The organism is Candidatus Omnitrophota bacterium, assembly GCA_028715965.1.
Classification (GTDB): Bacteria; Omnitrophota; Gorgyraeia; order Tantalellales; family Tantalellaceae; genus JAQUQS01.
In genome coordinates this window covers 83,879-106,852 of the sequence record JAQUQS010000007.1, presented here as the reverse complement: position 1 = coordinate 106,852, position 22,974 = coordinate 83,879, and the positions used below count along the sequence as shown (strand labels likewise).

At 52.0% G+C, this 22,974-nt stretch carries 25 protein-coding genes; all 25 read left to right on the top strand.

Translation table 11 applies throughout. The annotated features are described in order from the left end of the window. A partial coding sequence (locus tag PHH49_05265; GenBank protein MDD5488351.1) for a hypothetical protein occupies positions 1–3,465 on the top strand: 3,465 nt, incomplete at its 5' end. 118 nt (positions 3,466–3,583) lie between these two features. Continuing rightward, positions 3,584–4,168, top strand: coding sequence for a hypothetical protein (locus PHH49_05260; GenBank protein MDD5488350.1), 585 nt, complete (start codon positions 3,584–3,586; stop codon positions 4,166–4,168). Positions 4,169–4,185: 17 nt separating this feature from the next. Beyond that, the gene (locus PHH49_05255) at positions 4,186–4,740 is read left to right on the top strand and encodes a methyl-accepting chemotaxis protein (protein MDD5488349.1); all 555 of its coding nucleotides are present in this window, start codon (positions 4,186–4,188) and stop codon (positions 4,738–4,740) included. Between the two features lie 37 nt (positions 4,741–4,777). Continuing rightward, positions 4,778–5,350: a hypothetical protein gene (locus PHH49_05250; GenBank protein MDD5488348.1), complete on the top strand. Its 573-nt coding sequence runs from the start codon at positions 4,778–4,780 to the stop codon at positions 5,348–5,350. Continuing rightward, complete coding sequence (locus PHH49_05245) at positions 5,347–5,787, top strand: hypothetical protein (GenBank protein MDD5488347.1); 441 nt, start codon at positions 5,347–5,349, stop codon at positions 5,785–5,787. The genes PHH49_05250 and PHH49_05245 overlap by 4 nt, the downstream gene beginning before the upstream one ends. 308 nt (positions 5,788–6,095) lie before the next feature. Beyond that, positions 6,096–6,635, top strand: a complete 540-nt coding sequence (gene pyrR / locus PHH49_05240) for a bifunctional pyr operon transcriptional regulator/uracil phosphoribosyltransferase PyrR (GenBank protein ID MDD5488346.1) — start codon at positions 6,096–6,098, stop codon at positions 6,633–6,635. A 17-nt stretch (positions 6,636–6,652) separates the two neighbouring features. Continuing rightward, entirely contained in the window at positions 6,653–7,609 is a 957-nt protein-coding gene (locus tag PHH49_05235; GenBank protein MDD5488345.1) for an aspartate carbamoyltransferase catalytic subunit, read from the top strand. Positions 7,610–7,665: 56 nt separating this feature from the next. Next, positions 7,666–8,940 (top strand): dihydroorotase, encoded by a 1,275-nt coding sequence (locus PHH49_05230; protein ID MDD5488344.1) that lies wholly within the window; start codon positions 7,666–7,668, stop codon positions 8,938–8,940. 55 nt (positions 8,941–8,995) lie between these two features. Beyond that, a complete protein-coding gene (locus PHH49_05225; GenBank protein MDD5488343.1) occupies positions 8,996–9,811 on the top strand; it encodes a dihydroorotate dehydrogenase electron transfer subunit in 816 nt (271 codons plus the stop codon). Positions 9,812–9,817: 6 nt separating this feature from the next. Continuing rightward, complete coding sequence (locus PHH49_05220) at positions 9,818–10,753, top strand: dihydroorotate dehydrogenase (protein ID MDD5488342.1); 936 nt, start codon at positions 9,818–9,820, stop codon at positions 10,751–10,753. Next, on the top strand, positions 10,750–11,454 hold the full coding sequence (gene pyrF / locus PHH49_05215) for an orotidine-5'-phosphate decarboxylase (protein ID MDD5488341.1): 705 nt from the start codon (positions 10,750–10,752) through the stop codon (positions 11,452–11,454). The genes PHH49_05220 and pyrF overlap by 4 nt, the downstream gene beginning before the upstream one ends. A 39-nt stretch (positions 11,455–11,493) precedes the next feature. Next, positions 11,494–12,078, top strand: coding sequence for an orotate phosphoribosyltransferase (pyrE, locus tag PHH49_05210; GenBank protein MDD5488340.1), 585 nt, complete (start codon positions 11,494–11,496; stop codon positions 12,076–12,078). Between the two features lie 138 nt (positions 12,079–12,216). Further along, entirely contained in the window at positions 12,217–12,822 is a 606-nt protein-coding gene (locus PHH49_05205) for a hypothetical protein (protein MDD5488339.1), read from the top strand. A gap of 21 nt (positions 12,823–12,843) precedes the next feature. Next, a complete protein-coding gene (locus PHH49_05200) occupies positions 12,844–13,353 on the top strand; it encodes a DUF2764 family protein (GenBank protein ID MDD5488338.1) in 510 nt (169 codons plus the stop codon). Then, positions 13,334–15,085 carry a V-type ATP synthase subunit A gene (locus tag PHH49_05195; protein MDD5488337.1) on the top strand — a complete coding sequence of 584 codons (1,752 nt, stop codon included), beginning with the start codon at positions 13,334–13,336 and terminating at the stop codon, positions 15,083–15,085. The genes PHH49_05200 and PHH49_05195 overlap by 20 nt, the downstream gene beginning before the upstream one ends. After that, complete coding sequence (locus tag PHH49_05190; GenBank protein MDD5488336.1) at positions 15,057–16,352, top strand: V-type ATP synthase subunit B; 1,296 nt, start codon at positions 15,057–15,059, stop codon at positions 16,350–16,352. Before PHH49_05195 ends, PHH49_05190 begins: the two co-directional genes overlap by 29 nt. Positions 16,353–16,364: 12 nt before the next feature. Continuing rightward, positions 16,365–16,976: a V-type ATP synthase subunit D gene (locus PHH49_05185; protein ID MDD5488335.1), complete on the top strand. Its 612-nt coding sequence runs from the start codon at positions 16,365–16,367 to the stop codon at positions 16,974–16,976. Between the two features lie 32 nt (positions 16,977–17,008). After that, on the top strand, positions 17,009–18,808 hold the full coding sequence (locus tag PHH49_05180; protein MDD5488334.1) for a hypothetical protein: 1,800 nt from the start codon (positions 17,009–17,011) through the stop codon (positions 18,806–18,808). A gap of 29 nt (positions 18,809–18,837) precedes the next feature. After that, a complete protein-coding gene (locus PHH49_05175) occupies positions 18,838–19,275 on the top strand; it encodes a V-type ATP synthase subunit K (GenBank protein ID MDD5488333.1) in 438 nt (145 codons plus the stop codon). Positions 19,276–19,294: 19 nt separating this feature from the next. After that, the gene (gene rsmI / locus PHH49_05170; protein ID MDD5488332.1) at positions 19,295–19,954 is read left to right on the top strand and encodes a 16S rRNA (cytidine(1402)-2'-O)-methyltransferase; all 660 of its coding nucleotides are present in this window, start codon (positions 19,295–19,297) and stop codon (positions 19,952–19,954) included. Positions 19,955–20,205: 251 nt separating this feature from the next. Next, positions 20,206–20,703 carry a nucleoside-diphosphate kinase gene (locus tag PHH49_05165; protein MDD5488331.1) on the top strand — a complete coding sequence of 166 codons (498 nt, stop codon included), beginning with the start codon at positions 20,206–20,208 and terminating at the stop codon, positions 20,701–20,703. Positions 20,704–20,728: 25 nt separating this feature from the next. Continuing rightward, a complete protein-coding gene (locus PHH49_05160; GenBank protein MDD5488330.1) occupies positions 20,729–21,613 on the top strand; it encodes a YicC family protein in 885 nt (294 codons plus the stop codon). 4 nt (positions 21,614–21,617) lie between these two features. After that, positions 21,618–22,247, top strand: a complete 630-nt coding sequence (gene gmk / locus PHH49_05155) for a guanylate kinase (protein MDD5488329.1) — start codon at positions 21,618–21,620, stop codon at positions 22,245–22,247. After that, a complete protein-coding gene (gene rpoZ / locus PHH49_05150; GenBank protein MDD5488328.1) occupies positions 22,216–22,419 on the top strand; it encodes a DNA-directed RNA polymerase subunit omega in 204 nt (67 codons plus the stop codon). Before gmk ends, rpoZ begins: the two co-directional genes overlap by 32 nt. Beyond that, positions 22,416–22,967 carry a flavoprotein gene (locus PHH49_05145; protein ID MDD5488327.1) on the top strand — a complete coding sequence of 184 codons (552 nt, stop codon included), beginning with the start codon at positions 22,416–22,418 and terminating at the stop codon, positions 22,965–22,967. Before rpoZ ends, PHH49_05145 begins: the two co-directional genes overlap by 4 nt. Positions 22,968–22,974: the final 7 nt, after the last annotated feature.

Below are 22,974 nucleotides of genomic sequence, written 5' to 3'. Positions count from 1 at the left end.
ACGATGAGCGATACCGCCAGGATAGACGCGACGCACGACGCTATCCTTACGGTGGATAACGACATGACGATGAACAATACCGCCAAGGTAAAAGCTCTTAACCTGGCGGATGTGACGGTGACGAACGCGCTTGTAATGAACGACGCGAGTTCCATCGATCCGGTGGATGTGAACCTGAACCTCGGGACGTTCACGATGAACGACACGAGTAATGTACTCGCGACGAACAACATTAACGCCACCGTGGCGAACACCATGACGATGAATAATTCCAGCAGGATACAGGCGGGTAACGATGTTAATGTCGACGTGAACGCGGGTGACCTCACGATGAATGGCGACGGAGCCGGAGTTGCGGGCAGCTTGATAAAAGCCGACGCGGGCAAGGTTGACATAAACGTAGCCCTGGGAAATATGAGGATGACGGACGGGAGCACGGTGGACGCAACGGCTAAGAACGTAGTGCTTAGTGTGGCCAATAACGTTCTCCTTAAGAACACGAGCCTTATAAACGCGGGAACGACAGCGGTCATAAATGTCGGCAGGAACCTTACGATGCAGAACAAGAGCAAAGTGAACGCGGGAACAGATCTCACTATGACAGTCCTCAGGGATATGGATATGCAGAACAAAAGCAGCATTCTCTCCGGTGGGAATTCCAAGATAGACGTTACGAGGGACCTGACGATGAGGAAACAAACATCGATATCCGCGGGAAACAACGCAAACATAACGGCAGGCCGCGATATGACGATGAAAGGCGACAGCAGTATAACGGCGAACAATGACGTCACGGTCGCGGTAACGAGAGACATGTCAATGGACGGGGTCGGAGGAACAGGAAGTTCGATAACCGCAACTACCGGAAAAGTCGATATCAACGTAGCGACGGGCAACATGACGATGCAGGATGCCGCCAGGATAGAGGCGAGCCAGGGAGTGGATATAGACGTAACGACAGGCGATGTGGCGATGAGCGGTACCTCGAGCATCGAATCTCTGAACAAGGACGTGAACCTGGACGTAGTTGCCGGTGGTATGACGATGACAGGCTCAAGTTACATCAAGGCGAAGGTAGACGCGCTTGTGAATATAATGAAGAACCTCGTTATGGGGCAGAGCGGGATAGTCTCAACGAGCAACATAACGGGAGGACACGACGTCAAGCTGGACGTGAACGACAACATGACGATGTGGGGAGACACGAAGATAGACGCTGTGAACCTGGCGAAGGTGGACGTGGCGAACACGATCACGATGAACGATAACGCCCAGATCGACCCGACGACGGTGGACCTGGACGCTACGGACCTTGTGATGAACGACAACTCGAAGATACTAGCGACTAGCCTGGTGGACGCGAACGTGACCAATGATGTGACGATGAATGACAACAGCAAGATAAGCGCGGACGACACCATAGGCGGCGGGGATGTGACCATGATGGTCGGGAACGACATAACTATGAACGACGCAAGCAACATCAACGCGGGCAACGACGTCAATATAACCGGTTCTTCGGTCGCGAGCGACATGACGATGAACAATTCCAGCAACATCAACGCGGGTAAGGACGTAAGCATCAATGTTGGCAAAGATATGGAGATGTACAACACAAGCGTGATAAACGCCGGCAATGACGTTGACGTAACAGCTGGAAACAACATAGGCCTTTGCACTATAAACGCCGGTAACGACGTTACGCTTACGGCGACCGCAGGGGATATTACCGACAACAACGGTATCGCAATGAACATAAAAGCGAAGAACCTCTATATGACGGCCGGAGGATATATAGGAAAAGTAGCGGCAGCCACCTTGGGAGAACTCCTGCTCCTTGGGCCGGACCCTGATATGATAGATACGGATGTTGATTTTATACGTGCAGTAGCGAATAACGGAAACATCTTTATCAACGAAAAGGATGGAGTTACGATAGACAATACAGTTGCTACAAGTGCTATGCATACCGCTATAGGCATAATCGCCGGCGGGAACATGGTCCTGAACAATCTTACGGCAAATTCTACGACTCTTGGAGCGAATGATTCGGTAATAGCCATTTTCGCCGATGGAGGGTCCATAACCGATGTCCTGGGCAGCCTAGTGACGGCCAACTATATAAGGCTTGTCGCGCAGTTCGGGATAGGTACGGCGCTCGCGCCTCTTAACGTGGACGCGGATCAATTGGCGGCCATATCATACGGCACTGGGGATATATATGTTAAAGATATAGATGATGTCAAGCTTGGCATATATGTACCGTCCGTCAATCTTCTTGATCCTTGGGCTGTGGGGCCGGGTAACAACGAAATGGGCGTGTCAACAGCCGCAAACAATGGCCTTATCAACATAGTGGCCACCGACGATATGATAGTCAACTCTGTGGTAGCGCCTAACGGAGGCGTATACCTTGAAAGCACCGGCGGGTCGATATATACAGGTAACGGCTGGTGCCCGATGACGGATCTCGCGGGCTTTACCGCGTACATGTCGGGTGCCGGGATAGCCGCACCGACCACGGCCATGGTGCAGAACTGGCTCATGGATGTGTCGCTGGACCCGCAATGGGGCGCTCAGACGGATTATTTTGGGACCAAGACGGATTATTTCGCACCAGTTGTGATAGGAAAGGTTAAGTTGGCGGCTGGAGTGCCGACATTTGACCCACCATTTCTTCCGAGCGGACCGAACGTGATAGCGGGCGGGTACTCGTACTTCAACGCGCCGACAGGTACTATTGGCGTAGGTTCACCGGCAGGCCTTCCGGGCCCGTCGGGCGACCTTACCCCGGCGGCGTATAACCCGCTTAAAGTGAACATACAGGTACTTGCCGGGAACCTTGCCGGAAACAACTCGGCGCTGCCGAGCGGCGGAACGTCTTCGGCGGGACTTACGCTCAGGATGGGCGGAAGGGTCTCTTCTCCGTACGACGATGGTTTCGCGGGTACGCTGGGGATAAGCGGCGCGATACAGGGCATAGTGAGGCCGGGAGTGCCGAAGAACTATTATACGGCTCCGGTCACCCCGATTGTGGCTTCGTCCCCGGGATATGTGTTCTATGACGATGTATCCACGGGTTGCGGGGTGCCGTTCGCGAATTATCCTGTCAGTCAGCGCCCTGTGCCGTCGACCGGATATACGATAATAAACCAGATATATCCCGAGATACCGTTCCTTATGGACCTCAGCAGGCTGCTCTCCGAGCAGCTCAAGTTCAGGATCCCGGACCTTACGGTAGTCACGGGGAACCAGATAGCCCAGACGCAGGGACCGATATCACTGATATCGAACAAAGCGCAGCTCTTCTTCTATCATCCTCTTACCGAGATGACCATGTATGAGACCACGCCGCTTGGCACGGACATGTATGATTTCATCGACGGGAACCTGAACGCGGTCGATCCATCTCTCTTGCCGCTCGCGCTTCAGGAGGAAGAGGATAAAGGGCAGCCGCAGGCCTAAACGGGCGCTAGACGGTTACGGAAAGAGCCACTCCCCACAAGGAGTGGCTTTTTCTTTTCTTTTACGCCGAAAGCATTATAATTGATATAATAGAGATAATAACAAAGGAGGGATATATATGTGTGCTCTTAAAAAGATCCCTGTACGCGTCGCCTACGGGGTGTTCATACTTGTCGTAACGGCGGTCTTTTCCCTGGGCAGTGGATGTTCGTCCAAGCCATCGGGGGAAGAGGTGGTGGTCAGGATAAACGACTATCCGTTGTCTGCCGCGGAATTCACGGAGATGTTCTCCCAGGCCGGGTTCCCGGAAGATACGCCCGCAAGCCGCGAATCTTTCCTCGAAACGCTTATCAACCGTAAACTCATACTTCAGGAAGGGGTAAAAGAGAACCTTGATAAGCAAAAGCCTTTCCTGGACGCGATACAGAACTTCTGGGAACAATCACTGCTCAAGATAGTCATCGAGGCGAAAATGCGGGAAGTCGCTACCCAGCTCAGCGTGTCGGACCAGGAAGTCGAGGATTTCTACGCGAAATGGATCAAAGCCAATCCCGAGAACACGAAAACGCTGGATGAGCTCAGGGATGTTATAAGGTGGCAGCTCATGAGGGAAAAACAGTCCATACTCTTGGAAACATGGATACAGAGCCTTAAGAACAAAGCGAATATACAGGTTGACAGGAAAGCCATAGGGGTTGAATAGGCCCCGGGAGGTAAAATATGAACGATTCCACGCAGAACAGGAGAAAGAACTATTTCATTGATAAGAGTTTCCAGTCACGGTTTATAACGAAATTTTGCGTGATAATAGTCATTGCCAGCGTATTGATAGGGCTTTTCACGTATTTTCTGAACCAGCAAACCACTACCGTGGCCTTCGAGAACCTGAAGGTGGTCGTTAAAACGACGGCGGATTTCATACTGCCTACGGTCATTTGGATACTTATCATAGTTACCGTGTTCACGGCCGTAATGACCATAGCCGTTACCCTTTTTACCTCACACCGGATATCCGGCCCGCTTTTCAGGTTGCAGAAAGAACTGGAAAGGATAAAAAGCGGCGACCTGAGAGGCTCTATACATATCCGCGCCAAGGACCAGCTTAAGAAAACAGCCGCTGAATTCGATGAGCTGAGAGTGGAGCTACAAAGGTCGCTTGGGACCATAAAAAGCGATTGGGAAGAGGTCAAACGCGGGCTCGGATCCGCGGATACGGGAAAAATAAGCGACAACATCGGGAGGATAGACTCTGAGCTCTCAAAATACAAGATATAAAAGGCCCCTTAGCCGGGGTCTGGTCGTTATCGCGCTCATGGCAGTGCTTATGTCCGCCGGTGGGAACGCGTTCGCGGCTTCCATGAAGGTGAACGACGGGTTTAAGACCGCGAAAACGGTAAAAAGCCGGTACTTTACCATATATATCGAGAATGGCGTGGACCAGGAGACCTTGCTTATGCGGATATCCGTGCCGCAAAGCCTTAAAGCGCTTCTTCGGGAACCGGCGCCAAGCCCTTATTCCATGGGAGGCGAGTTTGACACCATGTTCCTGACCGTGTCCGAGATACTCGATATGAGGGTCCCGAGGTTCAATTGTGACGTAAAGATCTGCAAGGACTGGGAAAGTCTTGCGGGAATAGCGGAAAAACTGTTCGGGCGCAAAATACCGAAGACGGCCGGGTTCTATGTATCCATGCTTAATGCGCTTTATATTGACGGTGAGAACATCAACATAAATGTGCTGGGGCATGAGCTGGGACACGCGGTGCAGACAAATTATTTCGTGGTCCCGCCGCCCGAGAAGGTGCAGGAAGTATTGGCGGGATACGTGGAGTACGAGATGAGAAAGTATACTAATACGCTTCCGGCGAAACGGAAAGCCAAATGAGGACACGTATAACGCTAATTATCATTGCGTCGCTATTTCTGCCGGCTGTCGCGGATGGTCTTACGGTAGGCGGGTCACTTCAGCAATATACCGATAAGGTCAGGCAGTCTGAAGAAGAAAGGGAGTTCGCGAGTTCGCGCGCGGAAATACCGGCCATTGACGCGCCAGCACTAGAGATGGTCCCGGGAGAAAAGGTCTTTATAAAAGCGATCAAGCTTAACAAGGGTAAAGGGGTACGGCTGGATAAGGTGGTAGCTTTCGAGACAGCAAATATGTTGATGGGAAAAGCGGGCCGGGAAATGACGCTAGAGGATATGACCGGGATAGCGGCGGAGACGGAAAGCGTTATTAAGGATGGGCAAATGGACGCTTATGTCCCCGAGCAGGAGTTCCGGAAAGGCGTACTTTATATAAACATCGTTAAACAAACGAGATAACCCTTTACGGGTTTCCGCGACAATAAAACTACCAAAAGACAGTTACCCGCCCAGAAAGTACATTTACCTTGACAATATCCGGAAAAGATAGTACTATCCATAAAAGGATATCAGCCTTTAAACAGGTCCGGAGAGACCTAAAAGGAGTGATCAAAGATGGGAAAGAACTGTATTAGCCTGCTTGTCGGATGACAGGGAGGCTTTTTTTTTGAGATAGCGGGTTTCCGAGCTAGGCCACTATCGAGAACCCAGCACTAATTTTACGCAACAGGAACATAAGACTACACGCGGGACTTAAAGGAGAGAACATGGCATTAAAAGAAAGATCAAAAGTACTGGACCCGGCTGGGATAAAAAGGACCCTGCAAAGAATGGCCCACGAGATCCTGGAAAAGAACCAGGGGACGGCCGAGCTCGTGATCATTGGGATAAAAACAAGGGGAGAGTTCCTCGCCAGGAGGATAGCCTCGAACATCAAAAAGATAGAGAACGTGGATATCCCTGTAGGGGCGATAGATATAACTTTATACAGGGACGATCTTACCGAGGTGGCGGAACAACCGCAGCTACATTCCACGGAAATAGAGTTCGATATCACGGGCAGGAAAGTGGTCCTTGTGGATGACGTCCTTTCCACAGGAAGGACCGTAAGGTGCGCCCTTGACGAGCTTATAGATTTCGGCCGCCCGGCGGTCATACAACTAGCCGTTCTTGTGGACAGGGGGCACCGGGAACTTCCCATAAGGCCGGATTTTGTCGGGAAGAACATCCCCACGTCCAAGAAGGAAAGCGTAGAGGTGAGGCTTAAGGAAAGCGACGATGTTGAAGAAGTAGTGGTGCTGGGATAAAAGAGGAGCGGAGCATAATGAATAAAAGAAAAACCTTCAATTGGGAAAAGAAACACCTTCTCGGCATTGAGGACCTTTCCCGCGAAGAGATAGTTATTATCCTGGACCAGGCCAGGGGGTTCAAGGAGGTCCTGAGCCGGCCCATTCCCAAGGTGCCAACGCTTCGAGGGAAGACCATAGTCAACCTTTTCTGTGAGCCATCCACGAGGACCCGGGCATCTTTTGAGTTGGCCGCTAAAAGGCTTAGCGCGGACACTTTGAGCGTGGCCGCGGCTTCATCAAGCTTCCAGAAGGGGGAAACGCTCAAGGATACGGTAAGGAACCTGGAAGCCATGAAGATAGACATGATCATAATGCGGCACTCATGCCCCGGCGCGCCGCATTTCCTGGCAAGGGAGGTCTCGTCGTCGGTCATAAACGCGGGGGATGGTTCGCATGAGCACCCGACACAAGCCCTGCTGGACGCGTATACGCTCAGGGAAAAGTTCGGGACACTGGAAGGCAAGAGGGTAAGCATAATAGGGGATATCGCGCACTCGCGGGTGGCGCGGAGTAACATATGGGCGCTTTCAAAACTGGGAGCACAGGTAACAGTGTGTGGGCCCAAAACCCTGATGCCCGCTCAGATAGAGAAAATGGGGGCAAGGGTCACCTATGACCTTATCGACGCCATAAAGGACACGGACGCCATAAACGTGCTCAGGATACAGTTGGAAAGGCAAAAGAAGCAGTATTTTCCCAGTATCCGGGAATATATCAAAAGATTCGGGATAAATTCTGAATTGCTTGCCAGGTATGCCAAAAAAGACATGGTGATCATGCACCCCGGTCCCATAAACAGGGGGGTAGAATTGAGCCAGGATGTAGCGGACAGCGAATATTCGGTCATTCTGGACCAGGTAACCAATGGTGTGGCGATAAGAATGGCGGTAATGTATCTGTTAAGCCGCGCAAAGAGCGAGATGGTGGAGTGAAATACGCGAAATAACGTAAAATAAACTGTGTTTATCCAAAATATAACGGAGCAGACATGAAAATGTTGATAAAGAACGGCTGGGTTGTAGATCCTTCCTGCGGACGGAACGCGAAATACGATATTTTAATTGAAAAAGACAGGATATCCAAAATAGGTAAAGGGCTTGAGGATGAAGACGCCGTTCTTATCGACGCGAAAGGGAAGATCGTGGCGCCGGGATTCGTGGATATGCACACCCATCTAAGGGAACCCGGCAGGGAAGAAGCCGAGACCATAGCTACGGGGATGAATGCCGCTGTGAGCGGCGGGTATACTACGGTGTGCCCGATGCCCAATACCGAGCCCGCGTGCGATAGCCATGCGGACGTGACCTTTCTCCTGGAAAGGGCCAGGGACCTAAAAAAATGCAACCTGCTTCCCATCGGCGCAATAACGAAAAAACGTGAAGGGCTTGAACTCTCCGAAATGGCCGAACTCAAGGAGGCGGGATGTGTGGCGGTATCTGACGACGGGTCTTCCGTCCCTGACGCGTCGCTCATGAGGAGGGCGCTTGAGTACGCGTCCATGAACGGGCTTCTTGTAATATCGCATTGTGAGGATAAGGCCCTGGCCGGGGACGGGGTCATGAACGAAGGGTACTTCTCCACGCTTCTGGGGCTTGCTCCCATACCGAGGGAAGCGGAGATAACCGTGGTCGAGAGGGATATAAGGCTAGCGGAGCTTACGGGGGCCAGGCTCCATATCGCCCACGTATCGACCGCGGAAAGTATAGACATAATAAAAAAGGCGAAAAAACGCGGCGTGAACGTTACATGCGAAGTGACCCCGCACCACTTTACGTTGACTGACGGGGCCTTGAGGGGGTATGATACAGATCTAAAGGTCAACCCGCCCCTGCGAACGGCCGAGGACGTAAAGGCCATAAAGGAAGCCATCGAGGACGGCACGATAGATGTTATAGCGACAGATCACGCGCCGCATCCGGAGAACGAGAAGGAGAAAGAGTTCGATTACGCCCCCTTCGGCATGATAGGACTTGAGACGGCCCTTTCCCTGGGGATACAGGAGCTCGTGGATGGCGAATATCTTAACTGGGAGGGGCTTGTGGATAAGATGTCCACTACGCCTTCAAGGATACTGGGATATGATAGGGGGACCTTACAGGAAGGGGCGGTGGCTGATATCGTTATCGTAGACCCGGAGAAAGAATGGGTATACTCCGCCGACAAGATCCGGTCCAAGTCCAAGAATTCACCTTTCATCGGGAAAAAGATGAAGGGCGCCGCAGTATACACGATATGTGGAGGAAAAATAGTATATAAAGGGTAAAATGTGAGAATTAGCCCACAATTAAGCTATATATCAGTTAAAGTGGAAGACTTTTATGTGTGAAAACAAAAAACATGTGATACAGGGAAAGATCATACATAACAAGAACGTAGCCCCGGACCATTTCGAGATGAAAATAGCTTCGGATGTACTGCCGGACATATCGCGGCCCGGCCAATTCGTGAATGTTAAAATAAATAATGAGGCACAGCTTTTGCGCGTACCTTTGGGCATACACGACGCCGGCCCTGGATATATATGCCTTCTTTACAAGGTGGTCGGAGAGGCGACCCATGCCTTGAAATGTATGGGAAAGGACGACATGGTGGATGTGTTGGGGCCCCTTGGGAACAGCTTTAACATAGGCCCGGTCGAAGGAAGCGAAAGAGCGAAAGCGTTCCTGGTCGCCGGCGGGCACGGCATCGCCCCGTTATATTTCCTGGCCAGGGTACTGACGGGTAAGGGAATAGATACGGAAGTATTCATCGGGGCCAGGTCGGCATCCCATGTGGTCTGCGCGGACAAGACAAGGGATACGGGCGCAAAGGTCCACATCTCCACGGAGTCGGGTGACGCGGGGCACAAAGGATATGTTACCGGGCCCTTAACGGATAGCCTGAAAGCACGGGGAAAAGGGGCGACGACGATATTCGCCTGCGGGCCGCGGTCCATGCTGGCGGCGGTGTCCGGGATAGCTGATGAATATGGTATCCCCGCAGAGGTGTCGGTGGACGCGTACATGGCTTGTGGTATCGGCGCCTGTCTGGGTTGTGCCATAAGGACAAGGACGGGATATAAACTTGTATGCAAGGACGGGCCGGTATTCGACCATAGTATCATTGACTGGGCCCATGAAAAAGCGAATGGATAGGAGCATATGGAACTCAACACCAGGATAGCGGGTATCGATTTCAAGAACCCCGTATGGGTGGCGTCGGGCACATTCGGGAACGGGTGGGAGTTCGACGATATCATTGACCTGGAAAAGGTCGGGGCCATAATAACGAAGACGGTAACGCTCGCCGGTCGGGAGGGGAACCCTCCCCCCAGGATCGTGGAAACGGCTTCGGGTCTTCTTAATTCCATAGGGCTTGAGAATAAGGGGGTCAGGGCCTTTGTGGAGGATACCCTGAAAAAGCTCATAAAGCTTGATACGCGTGTTATCGTCAGCATCGCCGGGGACGCGAACGGGATAGCGGAGTGTGTCGCGGTCCTTTCCGGCGAATGTTCTCCGGACGCGCTGGAACTTAACCTGTCTTGCCCGAACGTGCGCCACAGTGGAACGAGCAGCCGGCTTGTCGCCCAGGACGCGAAGGCGACCGAAGAAATGGTAAGGATCGTTAAGAAGAAAGCGGGCTGTCCCGTCTTCGCCAAGCTCACACCGAACGTCACGGATATAAGCGAAATAGCGATGGCCGCCGAACAGGGCGGAGCGGATGGCGTGGTCCTGGTCAATACGTATCTGGGAATGGCCGTGGACGCGGCAAAAAGAAAACCGGTACTGGGTAACGTCTTCGGCGGGCTCAGCGGGCCAGCGATAAAACCTTTGGCCTTGAAAGCCGTATACGATACGCATAAGAGGGTCAAGATCCCGGTGATCGGTATAGGAGGGGTAATGACCGGGACCGACATAGCGGAATTCATGTTATGCGGGGCGGCCGCCGTGCAGACGGGTACCGCCAATCTCGCGGACCCGGTTTCTTATGAACGTATACTCGCCGAATTCAGGCACTATTTGTCCGAACATCATATCAAGAACGCTTCTGAACTCACGGGCGCGCTCGAGGCGGGGGAAAGGACCGGGGAAAGATGAAAGCCAGAGACAGGCTTATTGTGGCGCTGGATGTGGAAGATCATGACTCTGCCCGGAGGATGGTGGACCTCCTTGCCGGGGAAGTGGATATATTCAAGGTCGGGATAGCCCCGTTCACCGGGTACGGGGACGGGATACTTCGGCACCTTGAAGCGCTTGGCAAGAAGGTGTTCCTTGACCTCAAGTTCCACGACATCCCGAATACGGTCAGGAACGCGGCGCGTGAAGGGACGAAAAAACATGTTTTCATGATGAATTTTCATTGCCTGGGAGGCAAGGCAATGCTTGAGGCCGCGGTCCAAGGTGCCGGGACATCCAAGGACCGGCCCCTGCTGCTGGGGGTTACGATACTTACCAGCATGGGAGAGGCGGAATTTAAAGAGCTGGGGATGTCAGGCACGGTGACGGACAAGGTGCTGGAATTGGCAAGAATAGCCCGCGACGCCGGGCTTGATGGCGTTGTGGCGTCCGCGAAGGAAGCGGCCAGGATAAAAAAGGACATAGGCGGGGATTTTGTGGTGGTCACTCCCGGAGTAAGGCCCGAGTGGTCTGTTGCGGGAGATCAGAAAAGGGTGCTTACGCCCTCCGCGGCCATAAATGAAGGCGCGGACTATCTTGTCGTGGGCAGGCCTATACTGGAGGCAGAGGACCCGCGCGAAGCGGCGCGAAAAATATTAAACGAAATGGACAGCATATTATAACTATGCTAATATATATGGCTAAAAGGAGTTCAAGGAAAAATGCAAGAGAAAGAGATAATCGAGATATTTTCGGAGATAAACGCCTATCAAACCGGACATTTTCTGCTTTCCAGCGGACTACACTCCGGTTCATATCTTCAATGTGCCCTTGTTCTCCAGGACCCGATCATAGCGTCCAGGTTGTGCGCTCCTCTGGCCGAAAGGTTCAAGGATAAGGCCCCAGACCTTATCATAGGACCGGCCATGGGAGGGGTGGTGTTGGCGTACGAGATCGCCAGACATCTTAACGCGCGCGCTATTTTCACGGAAAGGAACGCCGAGGGGAAAATGACCCTGCGGCGCGGTTTCAGGGCCATTCCAGCGAACAGGATACTTATAGCCGAAGATGTCCTTACCACGGGAGGGTCTGTAAGGGAAGTGATATCTCTTCTGGCCGAGGATGGTATGGAGCCCGTCGGGATAATATCCCTGGTCGACAGGAGCGGTGGTACACTGGACTTCGGGGGCATAAAGTATGAAAGTCTTTTAAAATTGAACGTACCTACTTTTCGTCCGGAGGAATGCCCTTTGTGCAAGGAAGGGTTGCCGCTGGTCAAGCCGGGGTCACGGAAAAGCGCGAAATAACATAGGATACGGCACGGGGACCGAACACATTACCGAGAGCGGGAATGTTTTACTTGTATCTATTTTAACGTAGCGGGCTTGTCCGCGTTCACGGATTTAGCGTTGACGTAGCGTAAATAAATTTGGGGAGGAGTTATCATGGAGATGGACCTTCAGAATATAATAAGCAAGATCAAACAGGAAGGCGTGGACGAGGCGGAAAAACAGGCGCAGGACCTTATCGCCCAGGCCAGGAAAAAGGCCGCCGAGATAGAAGGGCGGGCGAAGAAAGACAGCGACGCTATGCTCCAGAAAGCCGCGCGGGAAGCCGAAAAGATAAAGGTAAGCGGAGAGGAAGCGGTAAGGCAGGCGGCAAGGGACGTTATCCTGACGCTAAAAGACAGTATAATAAGGCTTTTTGGCGAGGTGTTGAAGGCGAAAGTGTCCGAGAGCATGACTCCCGATGTCATGAAGGATGTTATAGTCAAACTTGCCGATACGGTAAGCCGGGACGGCGGCGCGCTGGAGGTCCTGGTGGGAGAAAAGGATGAAAAGCAGCTCGGAGAGGCCCTAAAGGCCGCGCTGAACGAAAAAATGGGCAGCGGGATGACCATCAAAGTGTCCAGGAACGTGGAAAGCGGGTTCCGTGTGGGGTTGAAGGGGAAAGAGGCGTATTATGATTTTACCGACGAGGCGGTCGCGGAAGCGCTCAAGACGTTCCTCAACCCAAAGATAAACGAGATGCTGAGCAAGGCCGTTGAGTGATCAACATGCCGCGGATGAATCATGGATAAATATTACTATCTGGTCGCATCATTGCCGTATTTGAAATTCGACGCTGAAGTCCCTATGTCTTCCGGGAGCTTTCTTGAGGAATGCGCCAAGTGGGTCCCTGAGGATGAAATGCGGGTCCTTACGGGGTTTGGCGATGGACAGGACGAGGCGGTCGCGGAAGGACGCGTGTTCGCCGGGGAATGGAGGGAGTTCGAAATGACCCTCAGGCGGGCTATCGTAAGAGCGAAAGAACCGGGAGCAAGCGAAAGGACCTATGTGCCGGACGCGGCTAAAGGGGTCCTTGGCGCGGAAAACCCCCTGGTCATGGAGGAGAGATATGAAAGGGCCAAGTGGGATTTCCTGGAAGGAAAGGCGGCGGACGGGTTTTTCAGTATCAACGCGCTCGCGATCTATTACCTGAAGTTAAGGATAAAAGAACGGCTGGCCGCGTTCAACAAGGATGAAGGCGAAAAATTTTTTTATAATCTATGTGAGGTAAAAGATGAACAGACAAACGGGTAAGGTCGTCGGGGTTAACGGCAACATGATGACGGTGCGTTTTACGGGAGACATCATACAGAACGAGGTCGCGTATGTGGTCACCGGAGATAAGAGGCTTAAATCCGAGGTAATAAAGATAAACGGCGACCGGGCTTTTCTTCAGGTATTCGAGTTCACCAAGGGCATAAAGGTGGGCGATGACGTCGAGTTCTCTGGCGAGATGCTGTCAGTCCAGCTCGGTCCGGGTATACTTACGCAGATATACGACGGGCTCCAGAACCCCCTACCGGAAATGGCCGAAAAATTCGGGTTCTTCCTCCCGATAGGAGAAGAGCTCCAGGCGATATCTTCCGACAAAGAATGGGAGTTCACTCCGACCGCGAAGAAAGGGGACAAGGTCACCGGAGGAATGGCGCTGGGGCATGTTCCCGAAGGCATCTTTGAGCACAAGATCATGGTCCCGTTCGACCTGACGGAAGAATACACGGTAGAAGAGGTCTCCCCGGCGGGCAAGTACAGGATCAAGGATACGGTCGCCAGGCTCAAGACAGATAAGGGGAAGGATATCAATGTCACAATGACGTTCAACTGGCCGGTCAAGATACCCGTGACCGCGTATAGGGAAAAGCTCCAGCCGGTGGACCCGCTGGAAACGAAGGTCCGTATCATCGATACGATGTTCCCCATAGCCAAGGGCGGGACATATTGCATCCCCGGCCCGTTCGGAGCGGGTAAGACCGTGCTCCAGCAGATCACCAGCCGGCACGCGCATGTGGATATAGTGATAATAGCGGCGTGTGGGGAGAGGGCCGGCGAAGTTGTGGAAACGCTAAAGGAATTCCCGGAGATAACTGACCCGCGTACCGGGAAGCCCCTTATGGAAAGAACGATAATCATATGCAATACATCTTCAATGCCGGTGGCGGCAAGAGAATCATCGGTCTATACCGCTACGACACTTGCCGAATATTACCGGCAAATGGGGCTTAACGTGCTGCTTCTGGCGGATTCAACGTCAAGGTGGGCCCAGGCCATGAGGGAAATATCCGGCAGGCTCGAGGAAATACCCGGGGAAGAAGCGTATCCCGCGTATCTGGAATCCAGAATAGCCAGTTTCTACGAAAGGGCCGGACTTATAAGGCTGCATGATGGCAGTACCGGGAGCCTTACGATAGGTGGGACCGTCAGCCCGGCGGGCGGGAACTTCGAGGAACCGGTCACCCAGGGGACGCTTAAAGTGGTAGGCGCGTTCCATGGCCTTTCAAGGGCCCGGGCCGATGCCAGGAAATTCCCCTCTATCGATCCGCTGGAAAGCTGGAGCAAGTATAAAAGCGTTATCCCTGACGAACAAAGGGAAACGGCAAAGAGGATCCTCTCCAAGGGAGAGGAAGTAAAACAGATGATGAAGGTCGTGGGAGAAGAGGGTATATCCATCGATGATTTTATCATCTCCCTGAAGAGTGATTTTCTCGACGGCGTATACCTGCAGCAGAACGGGTTCGATGATGTGGACGCCGCGACGTCCGGTGACCGCCAGCAGTATGTTTTCGGGAAGGTCATCGTGGTGCTCGAAAAGGAATTTGTTATCAAGGAAAAAGCCGATGCCAGGGACTTTTTCTATAATCTCAGGCACAAGTTCATAGACTGGAACTACAAGAAAATGGAAAGTGATGATTTTAAGAAGATCGAGAAGGAAATAGATAAAATACTGGAAGGTGACAATAATGAGGAAAGTATGCACAAAAATCCTTAATATCGCCGGCAACGTAATAACCGTCCGGACCGACGGGGTGGGATATGAGGAACTGGCCGAAATAACCAGTGTGCGGGGAAAGTCCCTCGCCCAGGTAATACGGCTTGACGGTGATCTGGTCTACCTGCAGGTCTTTGCCGGAGCGCGCGGTGTCTCTACCGGTGACGAGGTAAGGTTCCTTGGACACCCGATGCAGGTGGGATTCTCCGATAACATGATGGGACGCATATTCAACGGGAGCGGAGAACCTCGGGACAAGGGCCCGGCCATAACCGACAACCTGGTCGAGATAGCGGGTCCTTCGGCGAATCCGGCCAAAAGGGTCATACCGAAGAACATGGTACGTACGAATATCCCCATGATAGATATTTTCAATTCACTGGTCGAGTCACAGAAACTGCCGATCTTTTCCGTGTCAGGCGAGCCGTATAACGAGCTTTTGGCGCGTATTGCCATGCAGGCAGAGGTTGACATAATCATACTTGGCGGTATAGGCCTTAAGTACGACCAGTACATGTTCTTCAGGAATACCCTTGAGGAAGGCGGGGCTCTTTCCCGGGCCATATTTTTCGTTCATACCGCCGCTGACCCTACGGTCGAGGGTCTTATGGTGCCGGACCTTTCTCTCGCGGTGGCGGAGAACTTCGCCCTCCATGGGAAAAAGGTACTCGTGCTTTTGACGGATATGACGAATTTCGCCGATGCCATGAAAGAAATAGCGATAACCATGGAACAGGTCCCATCGAACAGGGGTTACCCCGGGGATCTTTACAGCCAGCTGGCCGCCAGATATGAAAAAGCGGTAGATTTTGAAGGGGCCGGGTCGATAACCATCTTGGCCGTGACAACAATGCCGGGTGATGACGTTACGCACCCCGTTCCCGATAACACCGGATACATAACGGAAGGGCAATTCTACCTTAGGAACGGGCGCATAGAGCCTTTCGGGTCGCTGAGCAGGCTTAAACAACAGGTCAATAAAGACACGAGAGAGGACCATAGGGCCATAATGGACGGCATGATACAGCTGTACGCGGATTACAGGGAAACGGAAGAAAAAAGGTCCATGGGGTTCAGGATGAGCGACTGGGACAAGAAAATGCTTAAGTACGGAGGACTTTTCGAGTCCCATATGATGGACCTCGGGGTCAACACCCCGCTTGAGGAGGCCCTGGACAACGGGTGGAAGATATTAGCGGACTGTTTCAAGCCGGAAGAGACGAATTTCAGGTCGGAACTCGTGGATAAATTCTGGCCGAAACAATAATTTGAGGCGGCGATGGGGAAGATACGGCTGACAAAGAATGAACTGAAAAAACAGAAGGACGCGCTGAAAAGGTTCCGGCAGTACCTGCCCACGCTCATACTCAAGAAACAGCAGCTGCAGACGGAGATACTTAAGATACATAATGAGCTGGAAAAGGTCAAACAGGAAAAGGCCTATGAGAAAGCGAATATATATAAGTGGGTGGACGTATTCGCGGAAAAGGCCGGGATAGAAGATCTGGTCTCGATTGAAAAGATAGAGACCCAGGAAGGGAACATCGCGGGTATAGATATCCCGGTCTTTGAAAAAGCGGTCTTTAAGGAGACGGGATACGACCCTATGAAAGTACCTCTCTGGATAAAGGACGGTATCGAGGCGGTCAAGCGGGTCATTGAACTGAACGCTAAAACGCTTATCCTGTTCAGGCAGGATGAACTTGTAAAAGAAGAACTGAGGATAACGACGCAACGGGTCAACCTTTTCGAGAAGGTCATGATCCCCAGCGCCAAAGATAACATACGGAAGATACAAATATACCTTGGTGATATGCAGACAGCCGCCGTGGTCACGGGCAAGATAGCCAAAGAAAAGATCCAGAAAAAACTGCAGGCGACGGGGCAATAAGACCCAAGTATGCTAACGGAGAACAGGGTGCCATGATCGAACGAATGAAAAAAATAACCATGCTCGTTTCAGCCCGGGCGCGAGACAGGTTCATCAAGGGTCTTCGCGAAGCCGGCGTATTGCATATACAGCATGTGCGTGAACCCCGGGGACACGAAGCGTCCTATCTTGAGGACCGGATAGACAAACTGGATAAAGCTATAGAGGCACTTTCGCGGTATGAGAAAAAAGCGCGGGCGGCAAACCTTGGCGGGCAAGCAAAGGGCGACCATGTCGAAAGCGCGGACCGGGTATTGGAGTATGCCAGGGAAAAGGGCGTCATAGCCGAAAAGATAAGTTCGTTGAAAGGTAAGCTTGGCTGGTTCTCTGTCTGGGGGGAAATAGATCCCGCGGACATCAGAAGTATCGCCGGGCGTGGGGTGAATATAAAACTGTATCGTGTGGACAAGGCCGGCCTGAAAACGCTGGAGGATGAAAAAGAATGTCACATAGTCGGGTACGACGGCAAACAGGCCCTGGTAGCTCTGATCACGCGAGACCAGGATAAAACACTTCCATTCGATGAGATCCCGGTACCCGAAGAGTCCCCGGATACGCTGAGAGAAGAACTGGCCCTTGCCATGTCGGAGCTTGACGCTAATGAGAAAGTGTTACTGGATGAAGCGGCCCATATGGGGAGGTTGAGGGAAGGAAGGGAAAAGATAAGGCAGGAACTCGAGTTCACCAGGGTACGTCTGGGCATGCAGGAAGAGGTCGGTTTCGCGTATGTCCAGGGATTCTGTCCGGCCAGTAAGATAGGCAGGATAAAGGAACTCGCTTCAGCCGCCGGAGCGGGTTATCTCATAAACGACCCGGATGACCCGGATGTTACCCCGACCCTTATAACCAATCCCGCGTGGATAAGGATAATAGACCCTGTGTTCAAGTTCATGAACACGCTGCCGGGATACGGGGAATACGATATAAGCGTATATTTTCTCCTGTTCTTCAGCCTGTTCTTCGCCATGCTCGTTGGGGACGCGGGATATGGCATATTATTCCTTATATTGACGGCGGTCGCCAGGCGGAAATTGAGGAACGCTCCACGTGAACCGTTCATACTGATGTACGTACTCAGTACGGCTACCGTTATCTGGGGCACTATTACGGGAACGTGGTTCGGATCGGAAAAACTGGCGAAACTCCCGCTTCTTCGGGACATGGTAGTGCCCGCGATAAGTAGTTTCGCCGGCGACAACCAGAACCTGATGATATTCATATGTTTCGTGATCGGGGCGATACATCTTACCATCGCCCACGCGCTAAAGGCCATTCGGGTCATAAATTCCCCTAAGGCCGTATCGGAAATAGGATGGATAGCCATCTTATGGAGCATGTTCTTTGCCGCCGGGAAATTCGTGCTTGGCAATGTTTTTCCGCCGTACGCGGGATGGATGTTCATCGCGGGGATCGTCTGTGTGCTGTTCTTCTCGAATACCGAGAGGGGTATAGTCAAGGGGGCCCTGGCCACCCTGGCGGACCTTCCCTTGAGCGTAATAAGTTCTTTCTCGGATGTCGTTTCTTATTTAAGGCTTTTCGCGGTGGGGTTCGCGACGGTAGTCGTCGCGGACAGTTTTAATAGCATGGCCCTGGGAGGGGCAAAGGGCATAGTGGGGTCCCTCATGGCCGCCATGATACTTTTTATGGGGCACGCGCTTAACATAATACTCGCTTGCATGGCGGTTATCGTGCACGGGATACGGCTCAACATGCTTGAGTTCTCGGGGCATCTTGGCATGCAGTGGTCCGGCAGGAAATATGACCCTTTCGGGGGAAGTGGAACGGAGCTTTAAAGTTCTTTGTATCATAAAAGGAGGTAAATATGGTTTCCGGGTTAGGTGACATGGGATTTTCGCTGTCTTTCGCCGCTATAGGATCGGCCCTTGGGACCGGCATAGCCGGGATGGCCGCCATAGGCGCGTGGAAAAAAGCTTTTATACAGAACAAAATGGCCCCGTTCATCCTTGTGGCCTTTGTGGGAGCGCCGCTTTCGCAGACCATATACGGGATGATACTCAGGAACGCTATACAGTCGGCGAACCTGGACCCGACCACATATCCGTACCAGATGGCGCTTGGACTAGCTTCCGGGCTCGCCCTGGGCGCTTCCGCCTGGATGCAGGGTAAGGCCGGAGCCAGCGCGGCGGACGCGCTTGGAGAAACGGGAAAAGGGTTCGGCAATTACATAATGGTGCTGGGTGTTATAGAAACAGTGGCTCTTTTTGTTATGGTATTCGCCATGACGGCATTGCCGAAATGAACCGGATACCGAAGGTCATATGGGCACATTATACGTGGTAAGTACACCGATCGGGAACCTTGAGGACATGAGCCTTAGGGCAATAAGGGTCCTCAAGGAAGTCGACCTCATCGCGGCGGAGGATACCCGGAGGGCTTCTATCCTGTGTGGGGAATACGCGATATCCACCAAACTTACCAGTTACCACTCTTATAATATAGGGAAAAGAACGCCTGAACTTGTCCGCATGCTCTCAGAAGGCATGAACATAGCTCTTATTTCGGATTCGGGGACCCCCGGGATCTCGGACCCGGGAAGCGTACTTATTTCCGAATGTATAAAAGCCGATGTGCCTGTAACGGCCATTCCGGGCCCATCGGCGGCCATTACCGCTTTAACTTTGTCGGGAAGACCCACCGCGAGTTTCGTGTTCGAAGGCTTCCTGTCAAGCAAACCTTCCAGGCGCCGAAAGCACCTTGAGAAGTTGAAAGACGAAGAAAGGACGGTCGTCCTGTACGAATCCCCCCACCGGCTCGTCAAATTCCTGGAGGATTGCCGGGATATCCTTGGAGAGAGGCAAATAGCCGTGGCAAGAGAGCTAACGAAAAAGTTCGAGGAAGTTAAAAGAGGGACGCCTGGAGAGCTTGCCGCGTATTTTGCCGAAAATAAGCCCCGGGGAGAGTTCATAATAGTGTTCTAATACGGTTCCCGCCTCTGGAACATCATGAATGTTGACTTTTCGCCGCTAGTTGCTAGAATATAAGTTTATCCGTCTTCGTAGAAACGTTACTTCGGCGGATTTCGTTATAAAATGAAATGGCGGATGATCCTCCGTAGCCGGATAATATAAATGTAAGTAGGCGAAGGAGGATAATTTAGGGACCACGGGCATGTCCGTGGGGCTCCATGATTGACCAGTTTTTTCACAATATTAAAGAGGGGCGGCGATATATGAACGAGCAGACATTGGTCCTGATCAAACCCGATGGGTTGGCGAAATCCCTTACGGGGAACGTACTTACGAGATTGTCGGAAACCAAATTGGAGATAGTAGGCGCGAAAATGGTACGGGTCAGCCGGGCCCTGGCCGCGGAACATTATAAGGAACTACAAGATAAGCCGTTCTTCGAGGACCTGGTCAAGTACATAATGGGGGAATATCACAAGAAAAAAGTTATGGCTCTTGTCTACTGGGGGGAGAACGCGATAAGCAAGGTCCGGGAAATATGCGGGAAGACCAACCCTGAAGAGGCTGATAGCGTTTCGATAAGAGGAGCTTACGGCAGGATCACCACAAAAGGCGTATATGAGAACGTTATACACGCTTCCGCCAACCAGGTAGACGCGGAACGCGAAATAAAACTATGGTTCAGTCCCGAGGAGATAATCGTGGATATATATCCGTCGTATGACAAAGAAGAGACCATTGCCAGGAAAGCCTGGTCTTAAGTGTCGCAATAAGGAGAAGAGTCGCATGATAAGGTCAATGACCGGGTTTGGAAAGGCCGTTGAGGATTCGCCTTACGGGAAGATAGATGTGGAAATAAAAACGCTGAACCATAAAGGTCTCAGCATAACGTGTAATCCGGTAAGCGGGTTCTTTTTCCTGGAGGAGAAAGTACAGAAGGTCTTTGAGGGCAAGATATACCGCGGGAAAGTGTTCGTCAAGATATCCAGGGAAAGCACCAGTAAAAGCAAGCCGCTCCAGAGCATAACCGTTAATGAGAATACGGCGAAAGAATACTTGAACAAGATCAGGAAGGCCCAGAAAGCGCTGGGTGTCGGCGGAGAGCTGGAGATACGGGATGTCCTTGCCCTTCCGGGAGTGGTGGAAGCCGCTTCCACGAAAAAAGAGGAAAAACTCTGGCCATATATAGAGAAAGCGCTCGACAAGGCCATTGTACATGTGGTGAACTACCGGAAAAAGGAAGGCCAGCATCTGGCCGTGGACTTCACGGGCAGGCTCAGCAGCATAGAAAAGAGCCTTAAGCTCATAAAAAAATACGAAAAACAATGTGCTTCGGATTACAGGGGGAAGCTCCTCAAGTCCATAAAAAAGATCTCCGGCGAAGCGGAGTTCGAAAAAGAAAAACTCGAGAACGAGGTCGCGGCTTTTGCCAAGAATTGTGATATAGCCGAGGAAATAACGCGTTTGAACGCTCACCTGAAGGAATATCGGCAGGCGCTCAAGGTAGTGGGAACGGACGCGGGGAAAAAACTGGATTTCATCGCGCAGGAAATGCAGAGAGAAGCCAACACGATAGGGGCCAAGTCCAGCGATTTCCGGATAGCTACCATGGTAATAGATGTTAAGAGCGAAGTGGAGCGTATCAGGGAACAAATAAGGAACGTGGAATAGGAAAATGGCGACAAGAGGACCAATAGTCGTGATAGTATCGGCTCCGTCAGGTAGCGGCAAGACGACCATCGTCAACGCGCTGATCAGCAGGATGCCCGAGGTCGGCCGGTCGATCTCCTACACAACACGTCCCAGGCGGGAAGGGGAGGTCGAGGGGGAGGATTATTATTTCGTGTCCCAGGAAGAATTCGAGGAGAGGAAGAACAACAAGGATTTCCTTGAATGGGAAGAGAACTTCGGCAACTATTACGGTACTTCCAGGGAACAGGTCGATAGTGTCCTTGGTGAAGGACGGGACATAATCCTCAGCATAGACGTTAAGGGGGCCAGGTCGGTCAAGGATATATACCAGGACGCCATAAGCGTGTTCATAATGCCGCCGTCACGTCAGGAACTGGCGGAGCGGCTGCGCAAACGGAATACGGACGAAGCTGCCCAGGTGTTAAGGCGGCTGCAGGAGTCTAAAAAAGAGATCGACGCGGCGGATGAATACGATTACCTTATCGTGAACAAGGACCTTACCCGGGCAGTGGAAGAACTGGCCGGTATCATAGAGAACGAGAGACGTAACCGTGAAAAAATCGACAAAAGGACAGGACAAAATGGAAAAGATATCCAGACAAGCGCTTATTGAGAGAACGGGCAGTTTATACAAGCTTTGTAATATGGCGGCCATAAGGGCCATGGAGCTTAACTCGGGCATGAAACCTCTGGTGGACGCAGACCCCAAGGAAAAGGTCACTACTACGGCCATACGCGAGATATCCGCCGGGAAAGTAAAACTAAAGAAAACGAGCGGCAAATGAACGAGGCCGGGAAGAAAGTCGTTCTCCTTGGCGTGACCGGGAGCATAGCGGCTTACAAGTCCTGTGAAATGATACGCCTCTTTAGGCATAAGGGGTATGAGGTGAGGTGTGTCATGTCCCGCGACGCGGACAAATTCATTACCCGGCTTACACTTGAGACCCTGAGCGGGAAAGAAGCCTTCTCCGACATGTTCCGCATGCCCGATAAAAGGAAGCCGGAACATATTTCCCTGGCGGAAGAAGCGGATATTATCCTGATCGCGCCTGCTACCGCGGATATAATAGCGAAAACAGCCGCCGGGCTTTGTGATGATCTTCTTTCGTGCGTAATATGCGCGTATAAGGGGCCGGTAGTGTTCGCCCCCGCTATGAACGACAACATGTTCGATAATCCTATAATACAGGACAAGATAGAATATCTGAGGAATAAGGGATATTACTTTGTTTCACCGGTAAAAGGCCCTCTGGCCTGCGGCAAGACCGGTATAGGGCACCTTGCCCCCGTAGAAACGATAGTCCTGGAAACCGAAAAGATACTGGCGTTATAGTGGTATC